Raw genomic sequence first — 21,372 nt, 5'->3', positions numbered from 1 at the left:
AAAAATGCATAAATATAAAGTTAGAGTCACTTCGGTATGTTTACTCATGATATCGACTTTATTAGGGTGTCAAACCACAGAGCCGCAGACTAGTACTTCGGCGCCCACAAGCGTTGGTGGGGAATTTAGTTCAAGCCAGGCCAATAAAGGCATCAGCGTTCAAAACAAAGCACAGGCGCTGGAGCGAGCGGACGAGGCAAAAAGTAATAATGATTATGAACGAGCCTTATATTATTACATTCAGGCCCTAGAGTTTGATAAAGCTGATGCTGATGTCTATTTTCAAATTGGTGAGATCCATCGTCGTTTGAAAAACACGGATGTTGCGAGTCGAGCTTATCAAAATGTTCTCAAGTATGAACCAGAACACAGCGGTGCTTTACAAGCTTTAGGAGGCATAAGTATGGCTGAACGTGACTACCAAACAGCAAAGCAACATTTACAGCAAGCAATTACCATTGATCAACAGCGTTTACGAAAGCATACTGTCGAAAACAAATCTTCTTCAGGTCAGGTAGCATTGCAATCCGTTTACCTTTCTCTTGACGACAACTCTCCGGTAAATGCATATGTGGTGGCAGGCGTTATTGAAGATATTCAGGAAAATCACGCTTTGGCTCGTCGTTACTATCAACTAGCGTTGCAACATCGCCCAAAATCTGCTCCTTATCTGACCAATATTGGTTACTCATTTTATTTAACAGGTAACTATGAGCATGCAGAAGGCTATTATAAGAGAGCGATTAACTATAAACGACAATTTGCCCGAGCCTGGAGTAACCTTGGATTGGTTTATGCGAGGCAAGGGCATTATGAGCGGTCAATCAAAACCTTAAAACAGATTATGCCTGAGCATGATGCATTCAATGATTTGGGGTATTTCCTTTTGCTTGAGGATAATCTCGACCTTGCCGAGCGCTACTTTACTCAAGCTATTAATACCTCTCCTATCTATTTTGAAAAGGCCAATCTAAATCTCGAGCAAGTGCAGCTGCTAAAACGAGAACGTTTATTAAAAGCTCAGGCTTTACCTGTTAATGGTTCTTCAGTTAGAGAGGTAAACAAAGGCTCGACGGAGGAAATTCTTAATCACAATTATAAGGAATAAGCGTTTAAAAATTAAATACGGTTGACAACTTTTGATCTGCGCTATTTGTCTTTATTTTTCTCATTTCTAGGGGGTGAGGATATTGATTTATTTTGTAACTCTGTAATGATGAGCGTCAATTACAAAATAGGAATGAAAACAATGGTTGTGCAACTGGTAACAGAGGGTAAAGAATTAATTTCTGAATCGGAATATGGGACGGTTCGCCAGCAATTTGTCAACGACCAACTTACGTATCTGACAATTTCCCATCGGCTTTGTGAAGCAAAACTGTCCTTATTCGGAGGACAGGTGTTATCTTGGCAACCGAATGGCCAGCAAGAAGTTTTTTGGCTGAGTCGAAAGAGTGCTTTCGATCAGTCGCGTCCAATCAGAGGTGGGATCCCAATTTGTTGGCCTTGGTTTGGTTTGTTAGTCAACGAGTCGAGTCACGGTTTTGCTAGAAACAGTGTGTGGCAATTATCCGATCTAAAAATTGGTCCGGATGCAGTGAACATTATTATCACACTTGACACAACAGAACATCCGAAGTGGAAAGGGAATTTTAGGTTAACTCAGACCTTGAGCTTTAGTGATGTCTTTACCCAATCGATGATGATGGAAAACTTATCCGCTCAACCGCTTAATTTAAGTTTTGCATTGCATAGTTACTTTAAAGTGAGCCATCCAGAAAATGCGACTATTCCGGCTTTAGTGGGGAGTTCATTTGAAAATAAAATTGCTGGTACAAAGCAAATCAAACAACTTGAACCTGTTAACGGCCTAGGTCCAATAGACAATATTTACTACAACAGTAAATCTGCGACTATTATTGATAAAGGCTGGGATAGAGCCATTGAAATCAACAAAAGCAATGCCAGTCAGTGGGTGTTATGGAATCCAGGTAGCATAACCGCATCATCAATGGATGATGTACACCAACACGGCGAACAGGAATTTGTATGTCTGGAAGCGGCAAATACTCAATGGCTATCGTTAGAGGCAAATGGCGCTCTAACTGTTGGCCAAGAAATCAAAGTCTACAATTTATAACGACATCGTGTTTCCTTCTGTTTTTCACTCGTAGGTGTGAGTACATTGACCATTATAAACAGAAAAATAGAGTAAGCACTTGCTACATTGGTAAGACTATATTCTTCCTATATGGGTTTATTGAGTCTCCCGCGTTTAGCGTTAATTCACCCGTAAATGACGATTAAGCAGCTGCTGGGTAAATCCTGTCTTTAAATAAAAGCCTCGGGGTAAGGTTTGAAACGGTCTGCCATTTTTATCAAAGGCCTTGGTTTTGGCTTTGCTATTCGCTGCTTTGGGGCGTAATTGTAAGACTTCCCCATACTTGCCGTTGATTTTTTCCACCTCGCCCAGCACTATCATATCGGTCAATTCCTGCCAGTCGGCTTGCAACAGGGCTTCCTCTTCAGGATTGGGTTGCCATAAAAATGGTGTGCATATCAGACGCTCTGCAACGGGTAATTGTCGCTCGGAAATAATCGGTACCCAGAGCACTTTTGCCATTTTGTTTTTGACATGACTGGTTTGCCAGGTAACTCCTGACATACCGGTTAATGGTGCAACACTGACAAATGTGGTTTCCAGAACTTTGGCATCTCTATCGATTGGCAGAGTTTTTAATTCTATTCCTAATTCCGGGAAATCCGGTAAAGGCTTCGAACCCGCACTGGCCCCCAAAGCACGCTCTAATAGCAATCCAATCCAGCCCTTTTCTTTATTCAAATTTTCAGGGACCGCAATGCCAAGTTGTGCGGCAAGGTCGCCCAAGGTTATGCCGGATAAGCGTTGCGCCGTTTGAATAAGCTGTTGTTCAGATTCAGGTGTTAACACGTATATGATACTCAACAAAATGATAGTGGTTATTATCAAGAGGATTGATGAGCCAGGCAACTATTATATTCAAGACGTAAATGCGATAAATAATTACAAGCAATATTTGCTCAACGATGAGTATTGTGGAAGAATCAGATTATAGAGTATTTTTTTGAACGGGAGTTCATGTGATTGATGCCGAAGGCTATCGAGCCAATGTCGGCATAGTGATTACAAACGGCAAAGGGCACGTCTTTTGGGCACGCCGTTACGGGCAACATTCCTGGCAGTATCCACAAGGTGGTGTTGATAAAGGGGAGTCCGCCGAACAAACGATGTACCGGGAGTTATACGAGGAAGTTGGACTAAAACCTCATCAAGTAGAAATAATGGCGAGCACGAAACATTGGTTAAAGTACCGCTTACCGAAACGTTTAATTCGCCACGACAGTAACCCTGTCTGTATTGGTCAAAAACAAAAATGGTTTTTACTGAAACTGATCTGCAAAGACGAGGAAGTTAACTTACTTCATTCCGGACATCCGGAGTTTGATGATTGGCGTTGGGTAAGTTATTGGTACCCTGTCCGTCAGGTAGTGTCGTTTAAAAGAGAAGTATATCGTCGTGTTATGAAAGAATTCGCGCCCGTGGCTTTACCGGTGATGCGAAAAGAGAATTCCAATCGTCGAGATTCGTCGAAACGTGATGGAAAACGCCGACATTACAAGTGATCATTATGTTTTTGAGAAAGCTGTGTAACGTGAGTTTCACAGCTTTTTGTTTATCGAGTTCACGGAGCGATGATGTGTATCGCGTACCCGAAACAATCTTTGATTGTCTTAAACTGTATAATCGGAGCCATGCCGTTTATCGCGTACTAGATTGCAAAACCAAGGAAAGCTATGTTAACCACACTAAGACGAATTGTATTAGCATTTGGGCAGGAGCCAGATTTGGACTCGGCTTTGCAATCCTTAGTGTCGCAAGTAAAAACAGCCATGGCGACACAATGCTGTTCAATTTACCTGGCCAATGAAGAGTTGCAACATTTCTTGTTAATGGCTTCCGACGGGTTAGCTAAGGATTCACTGGGTCAGGTCAGAATTGCCTTTAATGAAGGCCTGGTCGGCATGGTTGGTCAGCGCGAAGAGCCGATCAATATTGCCAATGCGCAACGACATCCCAGATTTAAACATGCCCCGGAAGTGAAAGAAGAGGCATTTAACGCCTTTCTTGGCACACCTATTATTCACCAACGCCGTGTGCTCGGAATCATCTCCGTGCAACAGCAAGAATCTCGACAGTTTAACGAAAACGAAGAAGCATTTCTGGTTACCTTAGCGGCGCAATTAGCGACAACGTTAAGTAGCGCGGAATCAAGAGGTATGATTTCGGCGATGTGCAAACGGGTGGATAAAACCCATTTGCGGGCGATACCCGGCGCCAGTGGTTTGGCGTCTGGGCAGTGTTTCGTGAGTCGCCCATTGGCGGATTTACGTCGCATCACACTTACTAAACAGGGTAATAAATCAAAACAGAAAAAACGCTTACAACTGGCGATAGCCCGAGCTTATCGGGATATGAGTCAAATGCGAAATCGCATGAGCGGTACGATCCCTAAAGATACGCTGGATATTTTCGATATGTATCAACAGATGCTGTCGAGTGCCAGCATTGGCGATGATATTGAAGCGAACATTGATGCTGGTTGGGACGCACAAAGTGCCTTGAAATTAGTGATAGACCGCTATGTCGCGCAATTTGAAGCGGTTGAAGATAGTTATATCCGAGAGCGAGCGGTGGACATTCGTGATCTTGGAAATCGTGTTCTGCTGCACTTACAGGATTATCAGCAAAAACATGTCCGGTTACCCGACGATTTAATTCTGGTCGCTCAGGAAGTTACTGCATCCATGCTGGCGGAATATCAGCATAAAGGCTTGCGAGCAATTATCTCTTTATCCGGTTCCATCAATTCTCACGCCGTGATCCTGGCAAGGGCCTTGGGTATTCCAGCGATTATGGGGGTTGGCGATTTACCACTAACCAGCTTTGCCGAGCGCCCGGCAATTGTCGATGGTTATTCCGGAGAAGTTTTTCTCTCGCCTTCAGCTGAACAAGTCACGCACTATCAAAGGCTTATGGATGAAGAACGTGAGCTGCAACAAGAAGTTCGCGAGGTTACTGAACTTGAACCCGTAACGGAAGATGGTCATGCCATAGAGCTGTTGATGAATGCAGGGTTAGTGGCGGAATTTGATCAGTCAATGAAACATGGTTCGAGCGGCATCGGCTTGTATCGTACCGAAATTGCTTTTATGGAGCGCACCAGCTTTCCATCGGAACAGGAACAAGTTTCTGCCTATCAAAATGTTCTGGCATCTTTCCCTGGGCAAACTGTGGTCATGCGCACGCTCGATATTGGTGGCGATAAAACGCTTGAATATTTCCCGATAAATGAGGCCAATCCTTTTCTCGGCTGGCGCGGTATTCGCGTGACCTTAGATCACCCTGAAATCTTTTTGGTTCAGGTAAGGGCGATGATCCGTGCCAATATTGGCCAGGAAAATTTACAAATTCTGTTACCGATGATCACCTCATTACAAGAGGTAGATGAAGCGTTACGTTTAATTGAACAGGCATTTCTGGAAATCGCTCAGGAACAGTCTGTTGACATTCAAAAACCCCAGGTTGGGGTGATGATCGAAGTACCATCATTGATATTTCAAATTTCCCAATTGGCTGAGCGAGTCGACTTTTTTTCCGTCGGCAGTAATGATTTAACGCAATATTTATTGGCGGTCGACCGCAATAATGAGCGGGTAGCCTCTTTATACGATGCCTATCATCCTGCGGTTTTACGGGCGCTGAATTTTATCGCAAAACAATCTGGCGAGAAAAACATGTCCCTATCGTTATGCGGGGAGTTGGCCGCAGAACCCGGTGGTGCGATTTTGTTACTGGCAATGGGATACGACAAACTTAGTATGAATAGCTTTAATATCCCACGCATTAAATGGGTAATTCGACATATATCTCTGCAGCATGCCAGACAGATGTTAGAAACTTGTTTACAATTAGACACAGCGGATGCGGTTCACCAGTATATTAATCGCCAACTTGAGCAATTAGGCTTTGGTGGTTTCATACGCGCGGGTAAATAATGATGCAGGCTGCGCGCTCGATAGTCCTGGTTCGCCAGTTTCATACTCATTTGATTCAAATGAGTATGAAAAGACCTATTGAGAATATCAGTTTGAGTATCGGTATAACGTGTCGCTGTCGTTATTTATGCAGTATTCGTGAACGCATAGCAATGTCTTAACATGCTTAGTACTTGTTTATTGATGGCTTAGTACAGGCATAGTACAGGCTTAGCACAGTCTTAGCTATGGCCTTGGCATTGCTAACAGCAACACCGCAACAGAAATGCTTCACGGGCATTTCGTATGGGCGCCGGTTAACCATTTTGTCGCTATCTTGGTCAGGATAACGGCTCAAGATGTAATGCAGATAATGGGCTTATTAAACTGTCGCAAAGTGATCAGTCTTCTTTCGTAATTGGTATCTGATGTTTTTAACCGTTTTTCTTATATGCATGGCTCTTGGCATGCTAGTCGGCTTCCTCGCCGGTCTGCTAGGCATTGGTGGTGGGTTGATTATTGTTCCTGCGCTTGTGTTCGTTTTGCCAATGTTAGATATTCAAGGTGAAATTGCCCTGCATATTGCCCTGGCGACTTCCCTCGCTTCAATCGTGGTGACCTCGTCTACCGCTGCGTTTAATCATTACAAAATTGGTAACATTCCCTTACCGTTAGCAAAAGTACTAGCGCCATTTGTCGCCATTGGCGCAATTATGGGCGCCGTAATTGCTGACGAGCTGTCGACCAAAGTTCTCACCGTGTTTTTTTCCAGTTTTGTCATTTTACTTGCCTGTTATATGTTGTTTTCCATTCGTCAAACGGTGCATAGAAACCTTCCCCAGAAGAAGTTTTTAAGAGGTGTTGCAACGATAACCGGTGTAATCGCGAGCCTGATGGGGATCAGCGGTGGCGCAATTATGGTACCGTTTTTGACCTATTGTGGTGTAAATATTCTTAGAGCCATTGGCGTTTCAACAGCCTGTGGTATGATTGTTTCCTTATTTGGAACCGTCGCCTATATATTTGCAGGCATGGGCCATGACAATATTCCGGATTGGAGTATTGGTTATGTATATTTACCAGCGGTGTTGGGTATTTCCCTGACATCAACAATTCTCGCCTCATACGGGGTGAAGCTGGCGACACAGTTACCAGTGAAAACAATAAAAAAAGTATTTGCTGCCTTTCTCATTGTGGTAGCAATTGAAATGATGATTTAACAGGGATTTTTTATGAGTTTTGCGGCGATTCAATTTCCAGAAATTGACCCGATTATATTCAGTATCGGGCCGGTAGCGTTGCGCTGGTATGGCATGATGTATCTCATCGGCTTTATCTTAGCCTTAGTTATCGCCAATAAAGCGGCGGATAGAAGTCGCGGTCTTTGGACGCGGGATCAAGTCGGTGACCTGCTGTTTTACGGGTTTCTCGGTGTAATTATTGGTGGCCGCGTAGGCTACGTATTGTTTTATCAATGGCAGCACTTTATCTCCGATCCGCTTTATTTATTTGAAATCTGGAAAGGCGGCATGTCGTTCCATGGCGGCTTAATCGGTGTATTAGTGGCAATTGCATTTTTCGCCCGTAAGGAACATAAATCTTTTCTTGAAGTGGGGGATTTCGTTGCGCCACTAGTGCCTCTGGGCTTAGCTGCCGGTCGTATAGGTAACTTTATTAATTCTGAGCTGTGGGGGCGTGAAACCGACGTACCTTGGGCAATGGTATTCCCAAATGATCCGGAGCAGGTGCCTCGTCATCCATCGCAGCTGTATGAATTCTTCTTAGAGGGCGTTGTCCTATTCGCAATTATCTATCTGGTTTGTAAAAAGCCGCGTCCGACCGGTTTAGCGTCTGGCCTGTTTTTAGCCGGCTATGGTCTGTTTAGAATGTTTATCGAATTTTTCCGCGAGCCCGATGCGCATTTAGGCTTGCTGGTATCGATGCTTTCTATGGGGCAACTATTATCCCTGCCGATGGTTATTGTGGGCATCGGGTTGATTGTGTGGTCATTGACCAAGTCGAGCATTCCAGAACAACCAGTGAAGAATAAAAAGTCAAAGAAAGTCAAAGGGGTGGCAAAATGAACCAGTATTTAGATTTATGTCAACGCATACTTGATGAAGGTGAGTGGGTAGAAAACAAACGCACCGGAAAGCGCTGTTTGACCGTAATTGATGCGGATTTGACTTATGATGTTAGCGCCAATCAATTTCCATTAATCACAACGCGTAAAAGCTTTTATAAAGCGGCGATTGCTGAGCTTATTGGTTACATTCGTGGCTATGATAATGCGGCAGATTTCCGTGCGCTGGGCACGCCGACCTGGAATGCTAACGCTAACGAAAACAGTGACTGGCTGAATAATCCTCACCGCAAAGGTGAAGATGATATGGGCCGTGTTTATGGGGTTCAGGGGCGTTCATGGCAAAAGCCTGATGGCGGACATGTTGATCAGCTAGCCAAAATTGTCGAAAACCTGAAAAACGGTATCGATGATCGCGGTGAAATCTTAAGTTTTTATAACCCCGGTGAGTTTCATATGGGGTGCTTGCGACCGTGCATGCACACGCATAACTTTTCCCTGTTGGGAGATACGTTATACCTGACCAGCTTTCAACGCTCCTGTGATGTGCCCCTAGGTTTGAATTTTAACCAAATTCAGGTTTTCACGTTCCTGGCGTTAATGGCACAAATTACCGGTAAGAAGCCGGGTAAGGCGTATCATAAAATCGTTAATGCTCATATTTATGAAGATCAATTAGAACTGATGCGAGATGTGCAGTTAAAACGTGAGCCATTCCCATCTCCAGAGCTTAAAATAAACCCAAAAATCAAGTCGTTAAAAGACCTGGAAACCTGGGTGACTATGGATGATTTTGAAGTGGTGGGCTATCAGCACCATGACCCGATTCAATATCCATTTTCCGTTTAATCGACGGAAAGTAGTACGTGTCGCAATCTAGATTGCGACACTCCGAGTACGCCAATGCCTAACATTGGCTATGAGTACATAAAATTAAAAATTTTATTCCGGGTACGCAACTCAAAGAGTTACTCCGAGTTAAAAGCGTTTACCCGAAACAATCTTCGATTGTGTACCCGAAATGAATCTTTGATTCATGTACCCGAAACAATCTTCGATTGTGTACTCGAAACAACCCTTTTGTTAAATTTCAGGCATAAAAAAACCGGCAATAAAGCCGGTTTTTTCAATCACGAAAACTTATAATGCTTTGATAGCAGTATTCAAGCGACTCTTAGCACGAGCAGCCTTGTTTTTGTGAATCAAGCCTTTACCAGCCAAACGATCCAAGATTGGAGCGACAGCGGCAAACTCTTGAGTTGCAACTTCTTTGTTACCCGCTTCAATAGCAGCGATAACTTTTTTCATGTAGGTGCGCATCATAGAGCGGCGACTTGCATTGTGTTGGCGACGCTTCTCAGCTTGGATAGCGCGCTTCTTAGCAGACTTAGAGTTAGCCAAGGTGAACTCCTAAATATTCAAATAAGATAGCCATAATTTAAGGCGGTGAAATATGCCTGTTTTTTCGGCGTGTGTCAAATGTTTTATGGTAATCACTGAATAATCGTAAACAATTAGTCAGGTGTAGTACTTTAACAGGACGATACCGGTGACCGTGGACGATTAATAAACGTTATCCAATCCGGACCAAACCAGGTCCAAACAGGGATCACAACACCCAAGATGAGCGCATTATACTGCAAAGCCTCGCTAGGTTCGAGCGCTTGTTACCATTCCCTAACTTTTATTTTAGGTCACCACGGTAATAAGCTCAGGAATTGGCGTTTTCGTGAACTGAAACTGGGTTGCTGTGATAATTGTGATAATTGGGGACAATTAAAAATAACATAAGCACTACCGCATTCGCTTATCAATACAATGCCGAACGATACGCCTAACCCAAAAGTGCAGTTTGGCTTTGATTCAAGGCGTGGTAGCATATTGCTATAGACGGGGCGAGAGGCGCCACAACAATAACAACAGGAGCGTAATCGTTTGAGTAAGCGATTATTAAAATCGGGCATGATTGTCAGTGCCATGACCCTTATCTCACGAGTTCTTGGGTTGGTCAGGGATGTGGTTATCGCCCGTTTTATGGGGACTGATGCCGGCGCCGATGTATTTTTCTTTGCCAATAAAATCCCGAATTTCTTGCGCCGCCTGTTTGCCGAAGGTGCCTTCGCACAGGCATTTGTCCCGGTATTAAGTGAATATCAATCACAACCTGACTCCGAACAACAAACCCGGGAGTTAATCGCCAAGGCCAGCGGTACTTTGGGCGTTTTACTGACTATCGTAACTTTAATTGGGGTGATAGCCTCACCGGTTTTAGTGGCATTATTTGGTTTTGGCTGGTTTCTTGACTGGGTAAATGGTGAGCCGGGGGCTGAAAAATTTGAGCTGGCGTCACTACTGTTAAAGATTACCTTCCCGTATCTGTGGTTTATCAGTTTAACGGCATTGTCCGGTGCTATTCTCAACACTCTGGGTAAGTTTGCCGCGGCGGCATTTACACCGGTACTACTGAATGTAAGTATCATTATTGCGGCAATGGTTGGCGCTGAATATTTCGAGGAACCAGCGTTTGCTCTGGCCTGGGGAGTATTCCTTGGTGGCTTGGTTCAGTTTCTGTTTCAAATCCCTTTCCTGTTAAAAGCAAACGCATTGGTTACTCCAAGTTGGGGCTGGCAACATCCCGGTGTCCAAAAAATACGAAAGTTAATTATCCCTGCACTGTTTGGCGTGTCGGTTACCCAGATAAATTTATTACTCGATACCCTGATTGCCAGTTTCCTGGTAACCGGTTCAATCAGTTGGCTGTATTACGCGGACCGTTTACTGGAATTTCCGTTAGGTTTGTTTGGGATCGGGATTGCCACCGTGATATTGCCAAGCCTATCCAGACTCCATTCCAAACAAAACCCCGCAGAATTTTCTCAGACTTTGTCGTGGGCACTGCGCGTGGTTAGTCTTCTGGGCTGGCCGGCATTAGCGGGCCTGATGATTTTGGCTCAACCAATCATTATGGTGTTGTTTATGCGCGGGGAATTTAGTCAACACGATGTGTTCCAGGTATCGATGGCATTATATGCATACTTGTGTGGCTTGCTAAGTTTCATGTTTATCAAGGTACTGGCACCTGGCTATTACGCCCGTCAGGATACCAAAACCCCAGTTAAAATTGGCATCAAAGCTATGGTTGCCAATATGGCGTTTAATTTGGCGTTGGCACCGGTACTTGGTTATGTCGGTCTGGCACTGGCAACCGCGATGTCGGCAACCCTAAATGCATTTTTGTTATATCGAGGGTTAAAATCCCTTGGGGTATATCAAATGTCCAAAGACACGGTCACTATCATCGTTAAAATGGTCCTGGCAACCTTACTGATGAGCGCCGCGTTATGGTTATTAACTCCAGATTTTAATGCTTGGCTGCATGCCCAGATATTGACGCAGATACTTTGGCTGACTGGGCTAATTGTTCTCGGCGCATTTGTTTATTTACTTTCTCTGCTGCTACTTGGCATACGACTTCGCCATTTTCTGGTTCGAAGCGCGTAAATTAGTAAGAATTAGTTTGTCCAATGTGCTGATTATTAGTGCACACTGATATATAATTCGTCGGTTTTTAACGGTAAAGGCGCTGAGTCGGAGAAAATTCCGGCGCGAGAAGGTAAACAGTTTAGATGCAGTTGGTTCGAGGCATTCACAATATTCGTAAGCAGCACCATGGTTGTGTGTTAACGATTGGGAACTTTGATGGTGTTCATTTAGGACATCAGCGAGTGATCTCAGCGCTTGTGGAAAAAGCCCGTGAACTGAATGCGATCCCCGCGGTGATGGTGTTTGAACCACAACCCCAGGAGCTGTTTAACCCTGAGCATGCACCAGCGAGACTCTCCCGATTACGAGATAAATATCATCTGTTAAGCCAATTGGGCGTAAAGCGACTGATATGTGTCAATTTTAATCGTGAATTTGCCAGCCAGAGTGCTGCCGATTTTATTGAAAATTTATTGGTTGCCAAATTGGGGATCAAACACCTGATCATTGGTGATGATTTTCGTTTTGGAAAAAATCGTCAGGGCGATTTTTCGATGTTGCAACAGGCAAGTAAGCAGTTTGCCTTTTCAGTCACAGATACTGCGAGTTATAAGGTTGCTGACTGTCGAATTTCCAGCACCGCGATCCGAGAAGCCCTGTATCGCGATGATTTAAACGAAGCGCAACGCATGTTAGGTCGCCCATATTCGATTATGGGGCGGGTTGTTCATGGTGATAAGCGTGGCAGAACGTTAGGGTTTCCAACCGCGAACGTGTTGTTAAAGCGCTGTGTTTCGCCGGTTAATGGCGTTTATGCGGTAAAAATCAATGTCGCCGGTCAAGCCCATTATGGGGTTGCCAATATCGGTTCCAGACCTACCATTAATGGCGAGCGACAACAGCTTGAAGTCCATATTTTTGATTTTAAGCGTGACCTTTATGGTCAACAAATCGAAGTAGCTCTGTTGCAGAAATTGCGACAGGAAGTGCGATTCAATTCGGTCGACGAATTGGGTCAGCAGATTAAAAAAGATAGTGAGCAGGCTCGCAGCGTTGTGCTGAGTCTGGTAAATGCCGAACTAAACGGATAATGAAGTCAATGAGTGATTATAAACATACATTAAACTTACCTGAAACTGCATTCCCAATGCGTGGCAACTTGCCACAGCGGGAACCCAAAGCATTAAAAGAATGGGCTGAGAAAGATCTCTATGGTCAGATCCGTCAGGCCAAAAAAGGTAAAAAATCATTCATTTTGCATGATGGCCCTCCATACGCAAATGGTAATATTCACCTTGGTCATGCGGTGAACAAAATCCTTAAGGATATTATTGTTAAAGCCAAGACCTTGTCTGACTTTAATTCTCCTTATGTTCCAGGTTGGGATTGTCATGGTCTGCCGATTGAGTTGGTGGTCGAGAAAAAGTTTGGCAAGCCAGGTAAGAAATTAAATTCTGCGGAATTTCGCCAAAAGTGCCGTGACTATGCATTAAAGCAGGTTGATGGTCAGCGCGAAGACTTTAAACGCCTTGGCGTTTTTGCCGATTGGGACAAGCCTTATCTGACCATGGATTTTGGCACCGAAGCAAATATCATCCGTGCGTTAGCAAAAATTACCGAAAACGGTCACCTGCATCAGGGCTTTAAACCTGTGCACTGGTGTACAGACTGTGGCTCTGCATTGGCTGAAGCGGAAGTTGAATATAAAGATAAAGTGTCTCCTGCCATCGATGTGAAGTTTACTGTCAGCGATGATATCGCCGAAAAATTCTCACACCCACAGGATCACAGTGGTGAAGGTGCAATCGGTATCGTTATCTGGACCACAACCCCTTGGACATTACCAGCAAACCGTGCCGTATCCGTGCACCCTGAGTTGCAATACTCACTGGTACAAACGGAAACAGAACACGGTCCGCAGCGTTTGATTTTAGCAACAGATCTCGTTAAAGACTGCATGGATCGTTTCGGTATTGATAAATACCACGCGTTGGGTTTTTGTAGCGGTAAAGATTTGGAAAATGTGCATGTGCAACATCCATTCTACGATTTTACCGTGCCGATTATCTTAGGCGAGCACGTCACAACGGACTCAGGTACCGGTTGCGTTCATACCGCTCCTGGCCACGGTGTTGACGATTTTAACGTTGGCAAACACTATGATCTGGAAGTGGCAAACCCGGTGGGTGCGAATGGCGTGTATTTACCCGATACGGAATTATTTGCCAATCAACACGTATTTAAAGCCAATGACAATGTTGTTGAAGTGCTAAAAGACAAAGGTGCGTTAATGCATCATCATGCCTATGAGCATTCTTACCCGCATTGCTGGCGTCATAAAACACCAATCATCTTCCGTGCCACACCACAATGGTTTATCAGCATGGACCAAAATGGATTACGCAAACAATCCATTGCCGAGATTGAAAAAACTGAGTGGATCCCAGATTGGGGTAAAAGCCGGATCGAAAGCATGGTCGAAGGGCGTCCAGACTGGTGTATTTCCCGTCAACGTACCTGGGGCGTACCCATTGCGTTGTTTGTTCACAAAGACACCAATGCATTGCACCCAGACTCTATCGCGTTAATGGAACAAGTGGCATTGCGTGTTGAAAAAGAAGGGATCCAGGCCTGGTTTGATTTGGAAGCGGAAGAGCTGCTAGGCAGCGAAGCTCAGGATTACATCAAAATCAGTGACACGCTTGATGTCTGGTTCGATTCCGGTGTCTCCCATTATTCCGTTGTCGATGCCCGCGAAGAATTTGATAAGAAAGCCGATTTATATCTGGAAGGTAGTGACCAACATCGTGGTTGGTTTATGTCTTCGATGATGTCTTCGGTCGCGATGAATGGCAGCGCGCCGTATTCTCAGGTTTTGACCCATGGTTTTACCGTGGATGTTAAAGGCCACAAAATGTCTAAATCCTTAGGCAATGTCATTACCCCGGCAGAAATTACCAATAAGTTGGGTGCTGATATCCTGCGCTTGTGGGTAGCTTCGGTAAACTACACTCAGGAAATCACCGTCTCTGACGAGATTTTCAAACGTCAGGCCGATGCTTATCGCCGAATTCGTAATACCTCTCGTTTCCTATTAGCGAACATGAGTGGTTTCGATCCGGTGAAGCACACCGTCGCGTTTGACGATATGGTGGCACTGGATCGCTGGGTTGTGGGCAAAGCCGCACAGTTACAAGATGAAATCATCGAAGCTTACGAAAACTATGAGTTCCATGCGGTTGTTCAAAAAATCATGAACTTCTGTACTACCGAATTGGGTGGGTTCTATCTGGATATCATCAAAGATCGTCAGTATACCGCCAAGGAAGACAGTAATGCCCGTCGTTCATGTCAGACGGCATTGCACTTAATTGCAGAAGCTATGGTACGTTGGATGGCGCCGGTATTGTCATTCACCGCCCAGGAAATCTGGCAGGCTCTGCCAGGCGAACGAGATGAATTTGTATTCACCGGCGAATGGTTTACGGGTTTACAGGCTCTACCTGAAGATACCGAATTAAACAATGATTACTGGCTGACATTGCTCGCTGTCCGTACCGAAGTGAACAAAGCGCTTGAACAAGCTCGTCGTGACGAAGTCGTCGGCGCAACCTTGCAAGCGGATGTGACGCTTTATGCAGAAGCAAAACTGGCACAGCAGTTAAATGCCATGGGCGATGAGTTACGCTTTGTGTTAATTACCTCGAATGCAACGGTAAACGAAGTGGTTGGTGCACCGCAAGATGCACTGGAAACAGAGTTGAATGGCCTGTGGCTCAGCATTAAAGCCTCTGACGGCAAGAAGTGTGAGCGCTGTTGGCATTACACCGATGATGTAGGCACGCATGACGAACATAACGATTTATGTGGCCGTTGTATTACAAACGTCGATGGAGAAGGCGAAACTCGCGAATTTGCGTAGTGATTCGTTAAAGGATTTTGCAGGGAAATATGATGAATATTAAGGATTCTGGCCTGAAATGGTTGTGGCTAGCCGTTGTGATGTTAGTGTTGGATCAATTAACCAAGCAGCTAGTTGTGGCATCAATGAGCTTATACCAGTCCATTGAAGTCTTGCCATTTTTTAATTTTACGTACGTACATAACACTGGCGCGGCATTTAGCTTTCTGGCAGATGCCGGTGGCTGGCAGCGCTGGTTTTTCAGTGCGATTGCCATTGGTGTCAGTAGTCTATTAGTGTATTGGATGGCAAAAGCTAAACCTTCAGAGAAATTGATCTGTATTAGCTATGCCTTGATTATTTCAGGTGCTCTGGGCAATTTAATTGATCGCATGGCGTTTGGTTATGTCATCGATTTTCTAGATTTCTATGTCGGAAACAAGCATTGGCCGGCGTTTAATATAGCCGATTCTGCGATATTTGTCGGTGCCGCTTTAATGATCTTCGAAGCATTTACCAATGACAGTGACAACCGCGACAATGACAATAAGAGTAATGCGAAAAACGCTTAATAAAAGATTTAGTGGAGATAAGTATGGCGAGTAGTATTGCCAATGATTCTACCGTGTTGATGCACATTACGATGAAACTAGCAGATGGCTCTGCAGCCGACAGCACTAAGGTGAATAACAAACCCGCCAAGGTGATTATGGGTGACAATAGCCTGTCACCGGCGTTCGAAGCTGAGCTGCTTGGTCTCGAGGCTGGCGACAGTAAAGAATTCACATTAGAGGCAAAAGATGCCTTTGGTGAAGTGAATCCCGATAACATTCATTATTTGGATCGCACCAAGTTTAACAGTGACACCCCAGCGGAAGTGGGAAGTATTATTACTTTCAGCCAACCAGGCGGTGAATTACCGGGCATTATTCGTGAAGTGAATGATTTGTCTGTCACGGTAGATTTTAATCACCCACTTGCCGGGCAAGCGATAACGTTCGCAGTGGATGTGGTCGAGATCCATTGATTAAGATAAAACAAAGATAAGGTTGGGTAACGAGACCATTATGGAAATTATTCTAGCGAACCCCAGAGGTTTTTGTGCCGGCGTTGATCGTGCAATCAGCATCGTCGATCGGGCTTTAGATTTATTTGACGCGCCTATTTATGTGCGTCATGAAGTGGTTCACAATAAATTTGTGGTCAATGGCCTCAAACAACGCGGTGCAGTTTTTGTTGATGAACTCGACGAAGTACCCGATGACAATACCGTGATCTTCTCCGCTCATGGTGTCTCTAAAGCGGTTCGTCAAGAAGCCAAAAATCGCGGTTTGAAAGTCTTTGATGCCACCTGTCCTTTAGTAACCAAAGTCCATATGGAAGTGACCCGCGCGTCGCGTAAAAATCATGAATGTATCTTGATTGGGCATGCCGGTCATCCCGAAGTGGAAGGCACCATGGGACAATACGAAAGTGACGTAGGTGGTATTTATCTGGTCGAATCCGTTGCTGATGTGGCAACATTGGAAGTGAAAAACCCGGATGTGTTGTTTTTCTGCAGTCAGACAACTTTGTCGGTTGATGACACGTCAGAAGTGGTTGATGCCTTAAAAGCGAAATTTCCGATGATTGCTGGTCCTCGCAAAGACGATATTTGCTATGCCACGCAAAACCGTCAGGATGCGGTACGTTCAATTGCCAGTAAAACGGATTTGCTGTTAGTGGTAGGTGCGAAAAATAGCTCCAACTCTAATCGCTTGCGGGAATTGGCGGAGAAAATGGGCACCACGTCTTACCTGATTGACGGCGCAGACGATATTGAGCTTTCCTGGCTGAAAGATATCGAAAAAGTTGGCGTAACTGCAGGTGCCTCTGCACCAGAAGTTTTAGTGGCCAATGTCGTCAATAAATTGAAAGAATTCGGTGGTACTGTGGTTGTTGAAAACCCAGGTCGAGAAGAAACCACGGTGTTTGCCGTGCCGGCCGAACTACGCTAACAGACCAAAACCAAAATCAAAAACCTCATTAGACAAGGTGCCGAGGCTCCGGAGTCTTCTCTAAAACCACGCAAAACTGCGTGGTTTTGTGTTTTTACAACGAATTTATTTCCTTGGGCTAAGTTAGTTAGAAACCCTTAGGAATAGGATTTGCTGGATGAAAACGAATCGTGGCAACATCAAAGGCGTCAATCTGGTTGAGCTTATGGTGGTCATTGCTCTGGTAATGATTTTATCGATGATTGTCGTACCCAGTGTTAAAGGCATCTATCAAAGTCAATTATCGAGAACCGAGATGGAACGGTGGCGAAGCATTTTACAGCTCGCCAGACAAAGCGCGATGAGTTACCAACAGCGAGTGACCTTGTGCCCGAGCGCCGATAAAATGAGTTGTTCCGGTCCATGGCAGCACGGTGGTTTGCTCTTCGTTGATAAAGACTTAGATCATCAGTTTACCGAGGGTGACACCTTAATAAGAACCGTACATCAATCCCCACCGGTGTTTTCTGTGAATTGGCGTTCTTTTCAGGGCACCGATTACCTGCAATTTGAAGCCAGTGGTTTTACTCATGCTCATAATGGCTCCTTGTATTTGTGCTCAAGCATTTCATCAAAATATCACCGGGCAATTGTCATTAGTCGTTCAGGGCGAGTGCGTATCGCCAGAGATTATGATGCCGACGGTATTTACGAAACAAGCCCCGGCAGTCCCATTCAATGCCATTGACCCCGTAGGTTATTATCAAGGTTGCCAGCATGCCATATTGAGTGAACCTTCACTGTTAAAAGCTTGCCGGGCATTGCTTGAATCCAGGCTAAATCGTAAACACTCGGTATCTTTTTGCTGACCGTTTATCGCCATCGCATTGATAATGAACTGATCGTGACCATGGGATTGTTTCGTTTTCACTGCAATCTCAAACTGATAACTCCTGGTACTAGCCTGGCTTAAATGTGAGCTTAAATCTTGCTGATACTGGCCAGTTCGAAGTAGCAGTTCATGTTCAATCGCGGCGAGTGAGTACAAGGATTGTAATGCCTGCTGGCGCTGACTTTTTAGCCATAACTGATTAAAGTTTGCTTGTGCGATAAGAAAAATAATCGCCATGATTAACAAACATATCATCAGCTCTATCAGATTAAATCCTAAAGATGTTGCCTTCAAAGGGGGCTTTGCTTTAAACATCCCACTAAGTATTTTCTGAGCGACTAAGGGCGGTGAAGTTACTGGTTGTTTCTGTATCTTGCTAAGGGATAGATGTCTTTGGGTTAGATGTCTTTGTGCTAGATGTCTGTGTGGTAGATGTCTGTGTGGTAAGTGCCTTGTCATATGTAAACCTGAAAAATGTTGTTAGATACTCGGAGTGACTACTGATACGGAATAGGCCGGTAAAGACGTTGACTGCCAGTATGGATGAGATTGCTCGACGGTAAACCAATGCACGATCTGAGCCTGACTGTTTGTGACCATCCCCATATAGACAAGGCGATAGCTGATTTCATCCTGATGTTGCCAGTGATTAGACTGAATTTGGATCCATTGCGAAATGTCATGTTGTGCTTGTAACGCCGCTGGCGTATAGCCTGTGGTTCGTTGCGTTAAATCATGGCCTTGAATAATAAGCTGTTGTGCGTGTTGCTTTGCACGATTAAATAGATTCCTTTGAGTATTGAGTTGGTGAATGTGCCTGATAGATAAATTGGCTTGTTGTTGTGTGGCGACTATTTGCGTAAATAAAGCGCCACTGACCACGCCTAAAATAAGGAGAAATACCAGGGTGGTGATCAAAATAAAGCCTTTTTGTGGCGAAGGTTGTTTGCCAGCAGACGTTGATGATTTATTAGTATTTACGTTAGCAGTATTTACGTTAAGAGTATTTAAGCTAACTGTACTTATGCTCGTTATATGGAACGCCGACGTTTGAAGTTGCATTCGTTTTCCTTACCCTTATCTATAGCGCTACTGTAAACACCAATGACTCCCGTAAAAACGAGTCCGAGAATTCGAATTGGGTGTCGGCAACATTGAATTTCCTGGTGGTGGCAGGGCCGGCAAGTTCACATTCACTGCGGGCAATCAGGTGAATACTGACGCTTTTAATGAAATTCCAGTTGCTAATATGATCAGCGGGCAGCTGGTTATCTATTATTCCATCAAGGTTCTGGTCGATATCAAACAGCAATTCAAGGTGCTCTATGCCACTGACTATTTCTTCAGTTTTTGGCAATCCATTGACCAGGTATTTTCGATAGAGCGCAGGTATCGCGGCACCGTTACATGTTCGTCCGGTACTGGCGATGTAAAACGTCTGAGAAATAACCGCATAGGTTTTAGCGTCAATTCCGGGGAACTGATTAATCTCATAGCGCTCGTCTTCGCCGCGAAACACCTTAGCCTGAGTCTGATGTAATCGGATGTAAGGGTTCACCGCAGTGTCAATTGAGGTGGCCGGTTGTAAATAACGGATCGTTAATATATCCGAGTTCCGGTAGCTACTTGCACTGATGCAATCATAATTCGTTCGCTTATTGTTTTGAGCGACGATTGGTTGCCAGACCTGATATGCCCATAGGCTTTGATCTTTATGGCAACTCGGGCTTTGCTCTTGGTTCAAGGTAACACTACCGGCATAAGCGATTGAAGATTGCAGGTGAAACCAAAACTGACTTTGATTGAGTGCGAATTGCAACTGATGCTGCGAAAACCTTAAGCTTTCTTGAATGCGCACTTGCTGCTCTGTCATCACGAATGCTCGGTTTAAGGAAAGTAATGAGTTGATAACTAACGACAGAACCAGTAATGCGATGGCTAAGGATATGATCACTTCTATCAGTGTTAACCCATTTTGATATGACTTAAACTTTAACGGATTCATTTTGTGGAGGCGACGATTATGCAGAGTCACGGGTTCACCTCCAAAGATTGTGGGGTCATAAATCGGTGCATTACCAAGCAGTGGTAATCGGCTTCAGACTGTTGTGGACATGAGATGTTTGCGCCCACTGGAGGGTTGGGGTGCCAATAGATACTGACATTTGTACCATTGCTATTGCTTTCGACTTTTAACAAGGCAAAGGGTAATGACTTTAATTGCTTTTGAGTGGTAAACAGATCGTTTCTGGCGATGTCGGCACTGCTACAGGTAGACGATTCGCAATCGTAACTGGTGTTGATATTACTTGTTGCCAGAGTGACGTAATCATTGATGGCGACATAGTTACGGTCGATACGATTGAGCAAGTCGTCGGCAATTTGCGCGGCGTATAATTGTCGATAGTTACTTTGAGTGTTATGCGCTAATAGCAATTGCAACTTGGCGATGCCTAAAAATACATAGGAAAAAATGGCCAGAGCGATTAGCAATTCTAATAGGCTAAACCCGCGAACTCGCCCTCTGGCATGGTAGCTGTTGGTGTATTCGTCATGTAATTTGTCAGTACTTTTCATACAAACGTCCGTGTTTTATTTCAGTGTTCTTAATTACCCGTTTCAAAATAATGGATGTAAATTAAGCGATGTATTTGAGTCTAGAGATTGTAAAAGCGCGGATTTACACGCTTTTAACCTAAACGACGTATTGATAATCCGCCCAATACTGCACTTTCCAGGATTTAGGATCTCATCCCATTTTTAATTTACCGTGGTAATCGCATCACCAACCATTCAAAATGTAGTGCACCCAATATGTTTTTAATCAACATCGTAAAAATAACGCCATTGAATGCGACAAACGCACTCTATTAAAGGGGCGAGGCGTGGTTTACAAAACGAGCGATTTAGCGCTCCGGATACCTGTTTAATCTTTGTAGTAGATTTTCAGCAAGATTTTCAT

At 44.4% G+C, this 21,372-nt stretch carries 20 protein-coding genes; 14 read left to right on the top strand and 6 right to left on the bottom strand.

The annotated features are described in order from the left end of the window. The first annotated feature begins 4 nt into the window (after positions 1 to 4). A complete protein-coding gene (locus FE810_RS14615) occupies positions 5 to 1,108 on the top strand; it encodes a tetratricopeptide repeat protein (RefSeq protein ID WP_171022388.1) in 1,104 nt (367 codons plus the stop codon). A gap of 141 nt (positions 1,109 to 1,249) precedes the next feature. Next, the gene (locus FE810_RS14610; RefSeq protein WP_171022387.1) at positions 1,250 to 2,140 is read left to right on the top strand and encodes a D-hexose-6-phosphate mutarotase; all 891 of its coding nucleotides are present in this window, start codon (positions 1,250 to 1,252) and stop codon (positions 2,138 to 2,140) included. Between the two features lie 141 nt (positions 2,141 to 2,281). On the opposite strand, the gene mutH is transcribed toward FE810_RS14610, so the two are convergent. After that, entirely contained in the window at positions 2,282 to 2,950 is a 669-nt protein-coding gene (gene mutH, locus FE810_RS14605; protein WP_212744523.1) for a DNA mismatch repair endonuclease MutH, read from the bottom strand. A 170-nt stretch (positions 2,951 to 3,120) separates the two neighbouring features. On the opposite strand from mutH, the gene rppH reads away from it, so the two are divergent. The 5 genes from rppH (at position 3,121) to FE810_RS14580 (ending at position 9,007) form a co-directional block, all read left to right on the top strand. After that, entirely contained in the window at positions 3,121 to 3,663 is a 543-nt protein-coding gene (gene rppH / locus FE810_RS14600) for an RNA pyrophosphohydrolase (RefSeq protein WP_138320965.1), read from the top strand. Positions 3,664 to 3,834: 171 nt separating this feature from the next. Beyond that, complete coding sequence (gene ptsP, locus FE810_RS14595; RefSeq protein ID WP_138320962.1) at positions 3,835 to 6,096, top strand: phosphoenolpyruvate--protein phosphotransferase; 2,262 nt, start codon at positions 3,835 to 3,837, stop codon at positions 6,094 to 6,096. A gap of 407 nt (positions 6,097 to 6,503) precedes the next feature. Beyond that, positions 6,504 to 7,295, top strand: coding sequence for a sulfite exporter TauE/SafE family protein (locus FE810_RS14590; RefSeq protein ID WP_138320961.1), 792 nt, complete (start codon positions 6,504 to 6,506; stop codon positions 7,293 to 7,295). A 12-nt stretch (positions 7,296 to 7,307) separates the two neighbouring features. After that, complete coding sequence (lgt, locus tag FE810_RS14585; protein ID WP_138320959.1) at positions 7,308 to 8,159, top strand: prolipoprotein diacylglyceryl transferase; 852 nt, start codon at positions 7,308 to 7,310, stop codon at positions 8,157 to 8,159. Beyond that, the gene (locus tag FE810_RS14580; protein ID WP_138320957.1) at positions 8,156 to 9,007 is read left to right on the top strand and encodes a thymidylate synthase; all 852 of its coding nucleotides are present in this window, start codon (positions 8,156 to 8,158) and stop codon (positions 9,005 to 9,007) included. The genes lgt and FE810_RS14580 overlap by 4 nt, the downstream gene beginning before the upstream one ends. Before the next feature lie 291 nt (positions 9,008 to 9,298). Here the strand turns inward: FE810_RS14580 and rpsT are convergent, their stop codons facing one another. Further along, complete coding sequence (gene rpsT / locus FE810_RS14575) at positions 9,299 to 9,559, bottom strand: 30S ribosomal protein S20 (protein ID WP_138320955.1); 261 nt, start codon at positions 9,557 to 9,559, stop codon at positions 9,299 to 9,301. 534 nt (positions 9,560 to 10,093) lie between these two features. On the opposite strand from rpsT, the gene murJ reads away from it, so the two are divergent. The 7 genes from murJ to FE810_RS14540 all read left to right on the top strand — a co-directional run bounded on the left by murJ (position 10,094) and on the right by FE810_RS14540 (position 18,266). Continuing rightward, positions 10,094 to 11,659 (top strand): murein biosynthesis integral membrane protein MurJ, encoded by a 1,566-nt coding sequence (gene murJ, locus FE810_RS14570; protein WP_171022386.1) that lies wholly within the window; start codon positions 10,094 to 10,096, stop codon positions 11,657 to 11,659. Between the two features lie 125 nt (positions 11,660 to 11,784). Further along, positions 11,785 to 12,732: a bifunctional riboflavin kinase/FAD synthetase gene (gene ribF / locus FE810_RS14565; protein WP_138320953.1), complete on the top strand. Its 948-nt coding sequence runs from the start codon at positions 11,785 to 11,787 to the stop codon at positions 12,730 to 12,732. A gap of 8 nt (positions 12,733 to 12,740) precedes the next feature. After that, entirely contained in the window at positions 12,741 to 15,563 is a 2,823-nt protein-coding gene (ileS, locus tag FE810_RS14560) for an isoleucine--tRNA ligase (protein ID WP_138320951.1), read from the top strand. A 29-nt stretch (positions 15,564 to 15,592) separates the two neighbouring features. Continuing rightward, positions 15,593 to 16,114, top strand: coding sequence for a signal peptidase II (gene lspA / locus FE810_RS14555; protein WP_138320949.1), 522 nt, complete (start codon positions 15,593 to 15,595; stop codon positions 16,112 to 16,114). A gap of 23 nt (positions 16,115 to 16,137) precedes the next feature. Continuing rightward, positions 16,138 to 16,569: an FKBP-type peptidyl-prolyl cis-trans isomerase gene (gene fkpB / locus FE810_RS14550; RefSeq protein WP_171022385.1), complete on the top strand. Its 432-nt coding sequence runs from the start codon at positions 16,138 to 16,140 to the stop codon at positions 16,567 to 16,569. A 40-nt stretch (positions 16,570 to 16,609) separates the two neighbouring features. Next, positions 16,610 to 17,539 (top strand): 4-hydroxy-3-methylbut-2-enyl diphosphate reductase, encoded by a 930-nt coding sequence (gene ispH / locus FE810_RS14545; RefSeq protein WP_138320947.1) that lies wholly within the window; start codon positions 16,610 to 16,612, stop codon positions 17,537 to 17,539. A 157-nt stretch (positions 17,540 to 17,696) separates the two neighbouring features. After that, entirely contained in the window at positions 17,697 to 18,266 is a 570-nt protein-coding gene (locus FE810_RS14540) for a GspH/FimT family pseudopilin (RefSeq protein ID WP_138320945.1), read from the top strand. Positions 18,267 to 18,281: 15 nt separating this feature from the next. Here the strand turns inward: FE810_RS14540 and FE810_RS14535 are convergent, their stop codons facing one another. The 4 genes from FE810_RS14535 to FE810_RS14520 all read right to left on the bottom strand — a co-directional run bounded on the left by FE810_RS14535 (position 18,282) and on the right by FE810_RS14520 (position 20,987). After that, positions 18,282 to 18,704, bottom strand: a complete 423-nt coding sequence (locus FE810_RS14535) for a type IV pilin protein (protein ID WP_171022384.1) — start codon at positions 18,702 to 18,704, stop codon at positions 18,282 to 18,284. A 186-nt stretch (positions 18,705 to 18,890) separates the two neighbouring features. Continuing rightward, entirely contained in the window at positions 18,891 to 19,472 is a 582-nt protein-coding gene (locus tag FE810_RS14530; protein WP_138320942.1) for a type II secretion system protein, read from the bottom strand. Between the two features lie 19 nt (positions 19,473 to 19,491). Further along, positions 19,492 to 20,445, bottom strand: a complete 954-nt coding sequence (locus tag FE810_RS14525; protein ID WP_138320940.1) for a PilW family protein — start codon at positions 20,443 to 20,445, stop codon at positions 19,492 to 19,494. Continuing rightward, positions 20,442 to 20,987 carry a type IV pilus modification PilV family protein gene (locus tag FE810_RS14520; RefSeq protein WP_138320938.1) on the bottom strand — a complete coding sequence of 182 codons (546 nt, stop codon included), beginning with the start codon at positions 20,985 to 20,987 and terminating at the stop codon, positions 20,442 to 20,444. Before FE810_RS14520 ends, FE810_RS14525 begins: the two co-directional genes overlap by 4 nt. Positions 20,988 to 21,372: the final 385 nt, after the last annotated feature.

Origin of the sequence: Thalassotalea litorea, assembly GCF_005843925.1 — a bacterium.
Classification (GTDB): domain Bacteria; phylum Pseudomonadota; class Gammaproteobacteria; order Enterobacterales; family Alteromonadaceae; genus Thalassotalea_A; species Thalassotalea_A litorea_A.
Note: the sequence above shows the minus strand (reverse complement) of the source record. Positions and strands in the feature narration are given on the sequence as shown.

Excerpts from the sequence above, each read along its gene's own strand:
- FE810_RS14615 (WP_171022388.1), top strand. The coding sequence starts at position 5 with ATGCATAAATATAAAGTTAGAGTCACTTCGGTATGTTTACTCATGATA.
- FE810_RS14610 (WP_171022387.1), top strand. The coding sequence starts at position 1,250 with ATGGTTGTGCAACTGGTAACAGAGGGTAAAGAATTAATTTCTGAATCG.
- ptsP (WP_138320962.1), top strand. The coding sequence starts at position 3,835 with ATGTTAACCACACTAAGACGAATTGTATTAGCATTTGGGCAGGAGCCA.
- FE810_RS14590 (WP_138320961.1), top strand. The coding sequence starts at position 6,504 with ATGTTTTTAACCGTTTTTCTTATATGCATGGCTCTTGGCATGCTAGTC.
- lgt (WP_138320959.1), top strand. The coding sequence starts at position 7,308 with ATGAGTTTTGCGGCGATTCAATTTCCAGAAATTGACCCGATTATATTC.
- FE810_RS14580 (WP_138320957.1), top strand. The coding sequence starts at position 8,156 with ATGAACCAGTATTTAGATTTATGTCAACGCATACTTGATGAAGGTGAG.
- ribF (WP_138320953.1), top strand. The coding sequence starts at position 11,785 with ATGCAGTTGGTTCGAGGCATTCACAATATTCGTAAGCAGCACCATGGT.
- ileS (WP_138320951.1), top strand. The coding sequence starts at position 12,741 with ATGAGTGATTATAAACATACATTAAACTTACCTGAAACTGCATTCCCA.
- lspA (WP_138320949.1), top strand. The coding sequence starts at position 15,593 with ATGATGAATATTAAGGATTCTGGCCTGAAATGGTTGTGGCTAGCCGTT.
- fkpB (WP_171022385.1), top strand. The coding sequence starts at position 16,138 with ATGGCGAGTAGTATTGCCAATGATTCTACCGTGTTGATGCACATTACG.
- ispH (WP_138320947.1), top strand. The coding sequence starts at position 16,610 with ATGGAAATTATTCTAGCGAACCCCAGAGGTTTTTGTGCCGGCGTTGAT.
- FE810_RS14540 (WP_138320945.1), top strand. The coding sequence starts at position 17,697 with ATGAAAACGAATCGTGGCAACATCAAAGGCGTCAATCTGGTTGAGCTT.
- FE810_RS14530 (WP_138320942.1), bottom strand. The coding sequence starts at position 19,472 with ATGCAACTTCAAACGTCGGCGTTCCATATAACGAGCATAAGTACAGTT.
- FE810_RS14520 (WP_138320938.1), bottom strand. The coding sequence starts at position 20,987 with ATGAAAAGTACTGACAAATTACATGACGAATACACCAACAGCTACCAT.